The organism is Bradyrhizobium sp. TM239, from assembly GCF_036247985.1.
Classification (GTDB): Bacteria; Pseudomonadota; Alphaproteobacteria; order Rhizobiales; family Xanthobacteraceae; genus Bradyrhizobium; species Bradyrhizobium ottawaense.
Map to the genome: position 1 here is coordinate 123,329 of NZ_BTIR01000022.1, position 12,265 is coordinate 135,593.

The window sequence follows — 12,265 nt, forward strand, 5'->3', positions numbered from 1 at the left end:
CAAGTGATCCGGCTCGGCCGGATCACTTTTCTTGAGACATATAAATCGAGATCGCCGCGATGCGCTTTACCGACATCTTCATCAAACGCCCGGTCCTGTCGGTCGTCGTCAGCCTGTTGATCCTGCTGATCGGCCTGCGCGCGGCGATGGTGCTGCCGATCCGGCAATATCCCAAGCTGTCGAACACGGTCATCAACATCACGACCGTCTATCCGGGCGCGTCCGCGGACCTGATCCAGGGCTTCATCACCACGCCGATCGAGCAGGCGGTCGCGTCCGCCGAGGGCGTCGACTACATCACCTCGTCCTCGGTGCTCGGTACCTCGACGATTCAGGTCTACATCAAGCTGAACTTCGATCCGAACCAGGCGCTCACCGAGGTGCTGGCGAAGACGAATTCGGTCAAATACCTGATCCCGAAGGAATCCAACGACCCGATCGTCACCAAGACCACGGGCCAGACCACGGCCGTGATGTATCTCGGCTTCTCGTCCGAGGAGCTCTCGGGCTCGGCGATCTCGGATTATCTGACGCGTGTGGTGCAGCCGGTGCTGTCGACCGTCGACGGCGTGGCTTCCGCCGACATTCTCGGCGGGCAGACCTTCGCGATGCGGCTGTGGCTCGATCCCGAGAAGATGGCGGGCCGCAACGTGTCGCCGGCCGACGTCGCGGCGGCGATCACGGCCAACAACTTCCAGTCCGCGGCCGGTCAGACCAAGGGCTATCTCATCGTCTCGAACGTCTCGACGAACACCGGCCTGACCGACGTCAACCAGTTCAAGAAGATGATCGTCAAGGCCAAGGACGGCGGCTTCGTGCGGATGGAGGACATCGGCACCGTCGAGCTTGCCGCCCAAAGCACGGATGCGAGCGTCGCCTTCAACGGCGAGCACGCGATCTTCATCGGTGTGCAGGCAACCCCGCAGGGCAACCCATTGACTCTGGTCAAGGGCGTGCGCGCGCTGTTCCCCGAACTCGAGCGCAACCTGCCGCCGTCGATGAAGATGAAGGTCGCCTACGACTCGACCAAGTTCATCCAATCCTCGATCGACGAGGTGGAGAAGACGCTCGGCGAAGCCGTGATCATCGTGATCGTGGTCATCTTCCTGTTCCTGGCCTCGCTGCGGTCGGTCATCATTCCCGTCGTCACCATCCCGCTGTCGATGATCGGCGTCTGCACCCTGATGCTGGCGCTGGGATTCAGCTTCAACCTTTTGACCCTGCTCGCGATGGTGCTCGCAATCGGCCTCGTGGTCGACGACGCCATCGTCGTGGTGGAGAACATCCATCGCCATCTGGAGGAGGGCAAGACGCCGGTCCAGGCGTCGCTGGAAGGCGCGCGCGAGATCGTCGGCCCGATCATTTCGATGACCATCACGCTCGCCGCGGTGTACGCCCCGATCGGCTTCCTTGGCGGCCTCACCGGTTCGCTGTTCCGCGAATTCGCCTTCACGCTGGCCGGCTCGGTGATCGTGTCGGGCGTGATCGCGCTGACATTGTCGCCGATGATGTGCTCGGTGCTGCTCAAGAACACCGAAGAGGGCCGCTTCGCCAAGGTCATCAACAAGGTATTCGGTGCACTGACGCGCTGGTATGGCCGCAGGCTCGACCGCTCGCTCGACTACAAGGCCATCACGGGCCTGTTCGCGGTGACGATTCTCGGGCTCGTCGGCTTCCTCTACATGCACACGTCGAAGGAGCTGGCGCCCGAAGAAGACCAGGGCATCGTGTTCGCGGTGACCAAGGCGCCGAAATACGCCAACATCGACTATGTCGATTTCTACGGTGAGAAGCTCGACAAGGAATTTTCGAAATTCCCCGAGACCGATCTGCGTTTCGTACTTAACGGCATCAACGGCCCGCAGGGCGGCATCGCCGGCATGCTGCTCAAGCCCTGGGAGGAGCGCAAGCGCTCGTCGATCCAGTTGAAGCCGCTGGTGCAGGCCGAGCTCTCCAAGATCGAGGGCGTGCAGGCCTTCGCGTTCAACCTGCCGCCGCTGCCGGGTGGGCCCGGCGGCTTGCCGGTGCAGATGGTGATCAATTCCACCGCCGGGTTCCAGACGGTCTATGAGCAGATGGAGAAGCTGAAGGACGCTGCGCGCAAGAGCGGCATGTTCATCGTCTCCGACAGCGATCTTGCCTACAACCAGCCGAACGTGAAGGTGACGATCGATCGCAGCAAAGCCCAGGATCTCGGCGTCAACATGCAGAACCTCGGCGCCACGCTCGCGGTGCTGCTCGGCGGCAACTACGTCAATCGCTTCAATCTGGAGGGCCGGTCCTACCAGGTGATCCCGCAGGTGCCTCGCGCCAAGCGGCTGTCGCCGGAATCGCTCGGCGGCTTCTATGTGACGACCAACACCGGCCAGCAGCTTCCGCTGTCGACGGTGGTGTCGATCGAGACCAAGACCGATCCGAATTCGCTGACGCACTACAATCAGCTCAATTCGGCGACGTTCTCGGCCGTGCCGATGCCCGGCGTGACCGTCGGCGCGGCAGTCGACTTCCTCGAAAGCGAGGCCAAGAAGCTGCCGCAAGGCTTCAGCCACGACTATCTCGCGGACTCCAGGCAGTACGTGCAGGAAGGCAATCAGCTCGCGATCACCTTCGGCTTCGCGCTGATCATCATCTTCCTGGTGCTGGCCGCGCAGTTCGAGAGCTTGCGTGACCCATTGGTGATCATGATCTCGGTGCCGATGGCGATCGTCGGTGCGCTGATCCCGCTGTTCTTCGGCGTGGCGACCATGAACATCTACACCCAGGTCGGTCTGCTCACCCTGGTCGGCCTGATCACCAAGCACGGCATCCTGATGGTGGAGTTCGCCAACGAGCTCCAGGTCAACGAGCGGCTCGACCGCCGCTCGGCCATCGAAATGTCGGCCCGCATCCGCCTGCGGCCGATCCTGATGACGACGGCAGCGATGGTGACCGGCCTGATCCCGCTCCTGACCGCGTCCGGCGCGGGCGCGGCCAGCCGCTTCTCGATCGGCCTGGTCGTCGTCGCCGGCATGTCGATCGGCACGCTGTTCACGCTGTTCGTGCTGCCCGCGGTCTACGTGGTGCTGGCGACCGACCATCGCGCGGCGGCCGATTCCGAGCGGAACAAGCAGGTCAACGAGCTCGACCTCGGCTCCAAGGCCCTGCGGCCGACCTGAAGCCGCTGGCTAGCAAGCGATCCAGAGGGCGGCAGCGGCGGGTCCGCTGCCGCCCTTTTTCGTTGCGCCCGGGCGCCGGTTTCAATGGGCGGGGGCCTTATCCCGCGCTTGCGAAAGACAAGGTCCCGTCTTCTTGCTAGGTTTCGGGTGATGAGCCTTTCCCTCCATCCCGACACCCCGCAAGCCAGGACGCTGCCGAGCGTGGCCTCGGATGGCGTCGCTGCCGGCGGGGGAACGGGGCGAGGGATCAGGACCCGGCTGTTCACCAAATATGTCGCGCTGTTCGTGGCCGTCGTGGCCATCGCGCTTCTGGCCAACGGCCTGTTCGAGGTCTTCTTCTATTATCGCGAGCACAAGGCTTCGCTGATCCGGGTCCAGCACGAACAGGCCGAGGCGGCCGCGGCGAAGATCGGCCAGTTCGTCAAGGAGATCGGGAGCCAGCTCGGCTGGACCACGCAACTGCCGTGGTCGGCGGGCTCGATCGAGCAGCGCCGGTTCGACGCGCTGCGGCTGCTGCGTCAGGTGCCCGGGATCACCGAGCTCGCCCAGGTGGATTCGACCGGCAAGGAACGGTTGCGGGTCTCGCGGCTCGCCATGGACGCGATCGAGAGCGGGATCGACCTGTCCAAGGATCCGAAGTTCACCGAGGCGGTCGCGCACAAGGTCTATTACGGCCCGGTCTATTTCCGCCGGGAGTCCGAGCCCTACATGACGCTGGCGCTGGCCGGAGCGCGCAGAGACGCCGGCGTCAGTATTGCCGAGGTCAATCTCAAGCTGATCTGGGACGTGGTCTCGCAGATCAAGGTCGGCCAGCACGGGCATGCCTATGTCGTCGGCCCGGAAGGGCGCCTGATCGCGCATCCCGATATCAGTCTCGTGCTGCGCAACACCGACATGTCCGGCCTCGCGCAAGTGCGCGCCGCGCAGTCCGCCGGCGGCACCATGCCGGACGCGCTCGAGGAAGCGCGCAACATCCAGGGACAGAAAGTCCTGACCGCATCGGCGCCAATCGAGCCGTTGCACTGGACCATGTTCGTCGAGCTGCCGGTCGAGGAGGCCTATGCATCGCTCTATGCCTCGCTGCAGCGGCTTGCGATCGTGCTGCTCGCGGCGTCGATCTTCGCGGTGCTTGCGGGGATATTTTTGGCTCGCCGCATGGTCGGGCCGATCCAGGCGCTGCGCAGCGGCGCGGAAAGGATCGGCGGTGGCGACTTCTCCCAGCGCATCTCGATCCGGACGGGCGACGAGCTCGAAGGGCTGGCCGACCAGTTCAACGACATGGGCGCGCGCTTGCAGGAATCCTATGCCGACCTCGAGAACAAGGTCGAGCAGCGGACCGCGGAACTCCGCCAATCCCTGAACGATCTGCACGCCGCCCAGGATCGCCTGGTCCAAACCGAGAAGCTGGCCTCGCTCGGTCAGCTCACCGCCGGCATTGCTCACGAGATCAAGAACCCGCTCAACTTCGTCAACAATTTCTCCGCGGTCTCCACCGAGCTGATCGACGAGCTCAAGGAGGCCCTGCAATCGGCTGCGCTTGACGGCAAGACCAGGGAAGAGGTCGACGAGCTGACCGGCATGCTCAGGAGCAATCTCGAGAAGGTGGTGCAGCACGGCAAGCGGGCCGATTCCATCGTCAGGAACATGCTGATGCATTCGCGCGAGGGTTCCGGCGAGCACCGTGCCGTCGACATCAATGCGGTCGTGGAGGAGAGCCTCAATCTCGCCTATCACGGAGCGCGGGCCGAACGTCCCTCCTTCAACGTCACGCTCCAGCGCACGTTCGATCCCGCTGCCGGCATGGTCGACATCTATCCGCAGGAGATCACGCGCGTCCTCCTCAACCTGATCTCGAACGGCTTGTATGCCACTGCAAAACGCAAGGAGAGCGCGGGTGAGACCTTCGAGCCGACCTTGAGCGCTGCAACCAGGGATCTCGGCGGCAGGGTCGAGATCCGGATCCGTGACAATGGCACGGGAATTCCGCCCGAGGTGAAGGAGAAGATGTTCAATCCCTTCTTCACCACCAAGCCGGTCGGCGAGGGCACCGGGCTCGGCCTGTCCATGAGCCACGACATCGTCGTGAAGCAGCACGGCGGCACCATCGACGTGAACACCACACCCGGTGTATTCACCGAGTTCATCATCACCCTGCCGCGCACGATGGCAGCGGACGGCACTTCCGGAGGCAAGTCGTGAACGTTTACATCCTGGTCGTCGACGACGAGCCCGACGTCGAGGCGCTGTTCCGGCAGCAATTCCGGCGCGAGCTGCGCGCCGGCCGCTTCCAGATGGAGTTCGCCTCCTCCGCGCCCGATGCACTCAAGCGGGCCGCCGAGGTTCGCGATCCCTCGTTGATCCTGATCCTGTCCGACATCAACATGCCCGGCATGAGCGGGCTCGACATGCTGCCGAAGGTGCGTGCCGCGCATCCGGACGTTCCCGTCATCATGATCACGGCCTATGGCGACGCCGAGACGCGGCGGAAGGCGATCGAGCGCGGCGCCGTCGGGCTCCTCACCAAGCCGATCGACTTTGCCTTGCTGCGGCAGGAGATCGACACGAGGCTCGAGCAAGCCGCATGAGCGCGACCATCCTCTTCGTCGACGACGAGCCGGATCTCGAAGCGCTGGTCCTGCAAAAATTTCGCAGGCAGATCCGCGACGGACAGGTCGCCATCATATTCGCCCGCGACGGTCTCGAGGCACTGGCCTCGCTCGAGCGGAATCCGCAGGTCGATATGGTGGTCTCCGATATCAACATGCCCAGGATGGACGGGCTATCGCTGCTCGCGAAACTCCAGGAGGCCGAGGACAAGAAGTCGACCATCATCGTCTCGGCGTATGGCGACATGAGCAACATCCGCACCGCCATGAACCGCGGCGCGTTCGACTTCCTGACCAAGCCGATCGATTTCGCCGATCTGGAAGCCACGATCGAGAAGACCATCCGCCATATCGAGATGCTGCGCGAGGTGCGGCGGCGTCAGATGGAAGCCGAGCGCGCCCATGCCGCGCTGTCGCGTCATTTCTCGCCCGAGCTTGCCAAGCGTCTGGCCGCCAGCGGCGACGGCGAGGGCATCGAAGTGCAGTGGCGCGATGTCGCCACCATCTTCACCGATATTACCGGCTTCACCTCGTTGGTCGAGAGCGCGCCGCCCGAGACGTTGGGCAAGCTGCTCAACGAGTATGTCGGCGGCATGACCGAAATCGTCTTCGCCCATGAGGGAACGGTCGCAAAGATCATCGGCGATGCGATTCAGGTGCTCTTCAATGCGCCCGGCGATCAGCCGGATTATGCCACGCGCGCGGTCGCTTGCGCCCATGAGCTCGATGCCTGGGCTCAGGACTTTCGCGCGCGCCAGAGCGCCATGGGCGTGGCCTTCGGTGCCACCCGCATCGGCATTCATGCCGGTCCCGCGCTGGTCGGGAATTTCGGCGGCAATCGCTTCTTCGACTACACCGCGTATGGGGACTCCATCAATATTGCGGCGCGCCTGGAGGCCGCGAACAAGCATCTGGGCACCCGCATTTGCGTCAGCGCCAGCGTCGCCGAGGCGGCCGAGAATTTTCAAGGCCGCCCGGTGGGCGAACTGATGCTGCGCGGACGCAGCGAGCCGTTGCGCGCGTTCGAGCCGCTGCCTCCGGCCAAATACGAGGCCCCCGAGACGGCGCTGTATTCGGAGGCTTTTGCCAAGATGGAGGCCGGCGATGCCGCGGCCATGCCGGCCTTTGCCGCGCTTGTCGGCATGCACGCGGACGATTCCCTGGCCGGCTTTCACCTGAGGCGCCTGCTCAACGGCGCCAAGGGCATTCGCATGCAACTGGAATAGGGGTTCGACATGATGCGTGACTTCTCTGCCGGCAATTATCGTTTCATTCCGTCCGTGTTCCAGTATTCGGCAGGCGCGGCCGCGGACGACGGCTACGAAATCGAGCGTGTCCGCTTCGACCGCTTGGTCCCGCTCGCGGAAGGGTTCGCACTGGCTGCGAAATTCATTCAGGAGGCAGGGCGTCCGCTGACGGCGTTCTGCGCCTGCGAGCTGCGTTCACCGGCAGCCTTCAGCGAAGAGGGCTTTCGCGCGTTCAACCTGCACTACGTGAAGACGCTGTCCGAATGGGGCATCTTCGACGGCACCACCAATCCGGTGGCGCGCAGTAATGTTTGTCCCGAGATCGATCCGCCGACCGAGCCGTCGTTCTATGCGTTCTCGTTCACGCGGCCGACCCGCTCGAAAGCGCCGTCCTTCGTGATATCAGGCGGTGCCGAGGCGCGCGAGGGCAGCGGCACCTATGTCGAGCGCACCGTGCGCTACCGCGATCTCAGCCCGGAGGGGCTGCGGGAGAAGGTGCGCTTCACCGCGACGTCGCAGATGGAAAGCCGGATGGCGGCCTTCGGCTTCGGCTGGAACGACACGACCGCGGTGCAGGCCTATTCCGTGCACGACTTCCACCATGCGCTCGTCGACGAACTGGTTCGCCGCGGCGCGTTGCGCTCCGGCCTGACCTGGCATTTTGCCCGTCCGCCGGTGGTCGATCTCGAATACGAGATGGATTGCCGCCGCGTGATGCGGGAAGCGGTGATCTAGCGCTGCCGCGGGTCTAGCGCGTCGCGCAGGCCGTCGCCGAGCAGGTTCAGCGACAGCACCACGAGGAAGATCGCAAGCCCCGGCCAGATCGCCATCCACGGCGCCTGCGTCAGGAAGCGTTGCGCGGCATTGAGCATGCTGCCCCAGGACGGTGCCGGCGGCTGCTGGCCGAGGCCGAGGAACGACAACGCGGCTTCGGCGATGATGGCGGCGGCGATCGAGAGCGTCGCCTGCACCAGCAGCGCGGGCAGGATGTTCGGCAAGATATGCGACAGCGCGATGCGCCATGGCGGATTGCCGAGCGCGCGCGCGGCCTCGACATAGTCCTCGGCCTTGACGACGAGCACCTGGCCGCGGGTCAGGCGGATGAAGATCGGCGTTGCGGAGATGCCGATCGCGATCATGGCATTGCCGAGGCTCGGCCCGAGGAACGCCGCCAGCGCGATCGCCAGGATCAGGAACGGACAGGCCAGCATCGCATCCGTGATCCGGCTGATCAGCGCATCGACGAAGCCGCCACGATAACCGGCGACGAGACCGAGCGGCACGCCGATGCCGAGCGCGATCGCAACCGAGATGAGGCCCGCGAGCAGCGAGGCGCGCGCGCCGTAGACGACCCGGCTGAAGATGTCGCGGCCGAGCTCGTCGGTGCCGAACCAGTGCGCCGGCGTGGGCGGCTTGCGCACCAGGCTCCAGCTCGTCGCGATGGGATCATAGGGCACGATCAGCGGGGCCAGCACTGCAAGTACGATGAACATCGTGAGCACGGCGAGCCCGAACACCGCCGCCTTGCGCTTGAACAGCCGCCGGCGCGCGCGGCGGGCCGGGCTATCCAGCTCGTCGGCTTGCGTGAGAGAGCCCGGCAGCGCGGCGTCGGTCATGGATCTAGCCCCGCAGCCGCGGATTGACGAGAATATAGGCGATGTCGGCAACGAGATTCAGCGTGATGTAGATCGTGGCCGTCACCAGCACGACGCCTTGCACGACGGCGTAGTCGCGGTTGAAGACGGCATCCACGATCAGCTTGCCGAAGCCGGGGATGGAGAAGATCTGCTCGGTCAGAACGGCGCCCGACAACAGCGTGCCGAGCTCGAGCGCGCCGAGCGTGATGACGGGCGTCAGCGCATTGCGCATGGCGTGCTTCAGGATGACCGAGCGCTCCAGGAGTCCCTTGGCGCGCGCGGTGCGGACGTAATCGCTTTCCAGCACCTGCAGCATGGCGCTGCGGGTGTGCCGCATCAGGACCGCGGCAATGGCATTGCCGAGCACGAAGGCCGGCATGATGGTGGCAGCCAGGCTCGCGCGCCAATTCTCGGTGAGCGGCACGTAGCCGGAGGCCGGCAACCAGCCGAGCTCGATCGAGAACAGGAAGATCAGCATGATTCCGAGCCAGAAGTTCGGCGTCGAGATGCCCCACAGCGCAAACAGGTTCGCGCCGTAATCCCAGGCCGTGCCCTTCTTCACCGCAGAGACGATGCCGGCGGGAATGCCGATGCAGAACGCGATCACGATCGCCATCGAGCCGAGCTGGAGCGTTACCGGCAGTTTCTGCGCGATCAGCTCGCGCACCGGCATCTTGTTGCGTAAGGACTCGCCGAAATTGCCGGTGAGGACTCCCTTGAGCCAGTAGACATATTGCACGGGGATCGGCTGATCGAGCTTGTACTGCTGCCGGATCTGCTCGATCGCGGCGGGATCGCGTTCCTCGCCGGCCATCACCAGGGCCGGATCGCCGGGCAGCAATTGCTGGAGCGAAAAGATCAGCACCGACACGAAGAACAGTGTCGGCACGATCTGCGCGACGCGGTGGGCAAGGAAGTTCAGCATGGCCCCACGCGTTTCCCGGCTGATGCCGCGATCACTTGAACTTCAACCCGACCACGCGCACGAGGCCGTCGGGCATCTGCCGGTAGCCCTCGAGCTTCTTCGTGTGTGCGATCAGGAGCGTGCGATGATAGATGTAGATGATCGGCAGGTCGTCGAGCAGGATCTTGGTCAGCTTGGCGTAGATCGCCTTGCGCTCCTCGACATTGGACGTCGCCCGTCCGTCTTCCATCAGCTTGTCGGCCTCCGGATTCGCGTACACGCCGTCGTTCTGCGGTGCCTTGCTGCGCATGAAGATGTAGGAATTGCCGTCCGGATCGATGCGACCGCTCCAGTTGATCTGGAAGACCTGGAACTCGCCGGCCTGCGCCTGCTTGAACGTGGTCGCGAATTCGACGACGCGGACCTTGATGTCGAAGCCTGCTTCGGCGGCCATGGACTGCACGACCTGGGCGACGGCCTCGTACTCGGTGCCCTTTGGCACCATGTAGTCGACGGTGACGGGCAGGCTGACGCCGGCTTCCTTCAATAGTGCCTTGGCCTTGGCGACGTCGCGCCCCGGAATGGGGAAAGCCTTCTGATAGTATGGATGCGTCGGGCTGACCCATTGATTGCCCGGCGTGAACTCGCCGTTGAAGACGACCTGGTTGATGGCCTCGCGATCGATGGACAGGCTGAGTGCCTGGCGCACCTTCGCCGATTGGCTGAGTGGCCCCTTGGCCTTGTCGTTGCCGATGTTGATCGTCAGGCCCTGATAACCGAGCTCGGGCGCCGTCGACAGCACCAGCTTGGGATCGGCCCGGACGTCCTTGATGTCTGTGGCCAGCACGCGCTCGATCAGATCGAGTCCGCCGGACTTGAGGTTGGCGAGGCGCACCGTGGCGTCGACGATCGGCAGGAACACGACGCGATCGATATGGATGTTGTCCTTGTTCCAGTAGTCGGCGAACTTCTCGAACACCATGCGATCCTGCTGCACGCGTTCGACGAATTTATAAGGGCCGGCGCAGACCGGATGCAGGCCGAACTTGTCACCGGCCTCCTTCGCCGCCTTGGGCGAGACCATCATGCCGGAGCGGTCGGTGAGCTGGGCGATCAGGGGCGAGTACGGCGTCTTCAGCACCAGCTTGATGGTCAGGGGATCGACGACCTCGACATGGTCGACACTGGCGAGCTCGGATTTGCGGAATGAGGTCGGCAGCGTCATGTGACGCTCGATCGAGAATTTTGCGGCTTCGGCGTCCAGCGGCTCGCCATCGTGGAATCTGACGCCTGGCCGGAGCTTGATCGTCATCTCCTTGCCGTCGGCCGACGTCTCGTGGGACAGCGCGAGCTGCGGCACGATGTTGAGCTTCTCGTCGATGTCGAACAGCTTGTCGCAGAACGCGGAGAACACGATGCGGCCGACATAGGTGCGGCCGACGCTGGGGTCGAGGATATCAGGGTCTTCGGCGATCCCGATGCGAAGCGTGGTCTGAGCCTGGGCTGTGCCCACCAGCGACGTCAGCAAGGCCGACGCCAGGATTGTCAAACGCATAAAGCTCATCGCTCTCAACCTCTGTTTCACGTCTATGCGGGGTCCGTCCCCAACGAACTAACCCCGCCGGCGCGTGCTGCTTCCGGACCGCCGTTGAAGGCGGCAACCAATTTTTCAAGAACCGGCGAGAAACCGCCGTCCATGGGGACGATGGCCGCGGAGGAGGGCAGTTCCGACGTTCGGTGGCAAGCCGTTGCATGTCCGATGCCATCCGAGACAAGCTGAGGCATTTCGCTGCGGCAGCGGTCCACGACATAGGGACAGCGGGTGTGGAAGCGGCATCCCAGCGGCGGATTCAGCGCGCTGGGGACCTCGCCCTGGAGCACAATTCGGCTGCGCTTTGCCCGCGGTTTAGGCACGGGGATCGCAGACAGCAGCGCGCGGCTATAAGGGTGCCGGGGTGCGGCGAACAGCGCGTCCGCCTCCGCCGTCTCGACGATCTGGCCGAGATTCATCACCGCGACGTGGTCGGCGATGTGCTTGACCACGGCGAGGTCATGCGAAACGAAGATATAGGCGAGGCCGAGCCGGTCCTGCAGCTCGCGCAGCAGGTTGAGGATCTGCGAGCGGATCGAGACGTCGAGCGCCGAGACCGGCTCGTCGCAGATGATCAGCTTCGGCTCGACCGCGAGCGCGCGGGCAATGGCAACGCGCTGGCGCTGGCCGCCGGAGAATTCGTGCGGATAGCGCCGCGCCAGCCTTGGCTCCAGCCCGACCAGCCGCAAGATTTCCGCCACGCGCGCGCGCCGCTCTGCCGGTGGCACGAGATCGTGCAGCGCCAACGGTTCGGTCAGGATCTGGCCGACGGTCATGCGCGGATTGAGCGAGGCGTAGGGGTCCTGAAAGATGATCTGCGCTTCACGGCGGAAGGCCCGGAGCGCATAGGGATCAAGCGAGAGGAGATCGCGGCCGTCGAACCGGACCGTGCCTGCGTCCGGCTCGATCAGCCGCAGCACGAGGCGGCTGACGGTGGATTTGCCGCAGCCGGATTCGCCGACCAGCGCCAGCGTCTTTCCGGCGTCGAGCGAGAAGCTGACGCCATCGACCGCTTTCACATGTGCCAGCGGCCTGCCGAACAGCGAGCGCTCGGCGACGAAATGCTTGACCAGGCCTGTAACCTCGAGCAGAGCGGTCATCGTTCGTGATCCCCACGAAACTCAG

General features: G+C 64.4%; 9 protein-coding genes. 5 read left to right on the forward strand and 4 right to left on the reverse strand.

Annotated features, from left to right (window positions below):
- Window positions 1-59 precede the first annotated feature (59 nt).
- The 5 genes from AABA84_RS30330 to cnbZ all read left to right on the forward strand — a co-directional run bounded on the left by AABA84_RS30330 (window position 60) and on the right by cnbZ (window position 7,743).
- Window positions 60-3,155 (forward strand): MexW/MexI family multidrug efflux RND transporter permease subunit, encoded by a 3,096-nt coding sequence (locus tag AABA84_RS30330; protein WP_212248019.1) that lies wholly within the window; start codon window positions 60-62, stop codon window positions 3,153-3,155.
- A 150-nt stretch (window positions 3,156-3,305) separates the two neighbouring features.
- Complete coding sequence (locus AABA84_RS30335; RefSeq protein WP_338313959.1) at window positions 3,306-5,354, forward strand: sensor histidine kinase; 2,049 nt, start codon at window positions 3,306-3,308, stop codon at window positions 5,352-5,354.
- The gene (locus AABA84_RS30340; protein WP_018315558.1) at window positions 5,351-5,740 is read left to right on the forward strand and encodes a response regulator; all 390 of its coding nucleotides are present in this window, start codon (window positions 5,351-5,353) and stop codon (window positions 5,738-5,740) included. Before AABA84_RS30335 ends, AABA84_RS30340 begins: the two co-directional genes overlap by 4 nt.
- Window positions 5,737-6,987 carry an adenylate/guanylate cyclase domain-containing protein gene (locus AABA84_RS30345; protein ID WP_338313960.1) on the forward strand — a complete coding sequence of 417 codons (1,251 nt, stop codon included), beginning with the start codon at window positions 5,737-5,739 and terminating at the stop codon, window positions 6,985-6,987. The genes AABA84_RS30340 and AABA84_RS30345 overlap by 4 nt, the downstream gene beginning before the upstream one ends.
- Before the next feature lie 9 nt (window positions 6,988-6,996).
- Window positions 6,997-7,743, forward strand: coding sequence for a 2-amino-5-chloromuconate deaminase CnbZ (gene cnbZ, locus AABA84_RS30350; protein WP_338313961.1), 747 nt, complete (start codon window positions 6,997-6,999; stop codon window positions 7,741-7,743).
- On the opposite strand, the gene AABA84_RS30355 is transcribed toward cnbZ, so the two are convergent.
- From AABA84_RS30355 to AABA84_RS30370, 4 genes are read right to left on the reverse strand one after another with little or no spacing between them, the layout of a single operon-like run.
- Entirely contained in the window at window positions 7,740-8,624 is an 885-nt protein-coding gene (locus AABA84_RS30355; RefSeq protein WP_212248033.1) for an ABC transporter permease, read from the reverse strand. The two genes, cnbZ and AABA84_RS30355, sit on opposite strands and share 4 nt — an antisense overlap.
- A 4-nt stretch (window positions 8,625-8,628) precedes the next feature.
- Window positions 8,629-9,570 (reverse strand): ABC transporter permease, encoded by a 942-nt coding sequence (locus tag AABA84_RS30360; protein WP_338309104.1) that lies wholly within the window; start codon window positions 9,568-9,570, stop codon window positions 8,629-8,631.
- 31 nt (window positions 9,571-9,601) lie between these two features.
- Window positions 9,602-11,113, reverse strand: a complete 1,512-nt coding sequence (locus tag AABA84_RS30365) for an ABC transporter substrate-binding protein (RefSeq protein ID WP_212248037.1) — start codon at window positions 11,111-11,113, stop codon at window positions 9,602-9,604.
- Window positions 11,114-11,136: 23 nt separating this feature from the next.
- Entirely contained in the window at window positions 11,137-12,240 is a 1,104-nt protein-coding gene (locus AABA84_RS30370; RefSeq protein ID WP_338313962.1) for an ABC transporter ATP-binding protein, read from the reverse strand.
- Between the last annotated feature and the right edge of the window lie 25 nt (window positions 12,241-12,265).

What these genes read in the sequence shown, in the direction of transcription:
- AABA84_RS30335 (WP_338313959.1), top strand. Translation starts at nt 3,306, where the DNA reads ATGAGCCTTTCCCTCCATCCCGACACCCCGCAAGCCAGGACGCTGCCG.
- AABA84_RS30355 (WP_212248033.1), bottom strand. Translation starts at nt 8,624, where the DNA reads ATGACCGACGCCGCGCTGCCGGGCTCTCTCACGCAAGCCGACGAGCTG.
- AABA84_RS30370 (WP_338313962.1), bottom strand. Translation starts at nt 12,240, where the DNA reads ATGACCGCTCTGCTCGAGGTTACAGGCCTGGTCAAGCATTTCGTCGCC.
- AABA84_RS30360 (WP_338309104.1), bottom strand. Translation starts at nt 9,570, where the DNA reads ATGCTGAACTTCCTTGCCCACCGCGTCGCGCAGATCGTGCCGACACTG.
- cnbZ (WP_338313961.1), top strand. Translation starts at nt 6,997, where the DNA reads ATGATGCGTGACTTCTCTGCCGGCAATTATCGTTTCATTCCGTCCGTG.
- AABA84_RS30365 (WP_212248037.1), bottom strand. Translation starts at nt 11,113, where the DNA reads ATGAGCTTTATGCGTTTGACAATCCTGGCGTCGGCCTTGCTGACGTCG.
- AABA84_RS30330 (WP_212248019.1), top strand. Translation starts at nt 60, where the DNA reads ATGCGCTTTACCGACATCTTCATCAAACGCCCGGTCCTGTCGGTCGTC.
- AABA84_RS30345 (WP_338313960.1), top strand. Translation starts at nt 5,737, where the DNA reads ATGAGCGCGACCATCCTCTTCGTCGACGACGAGCCGGATCTCGAAGCG.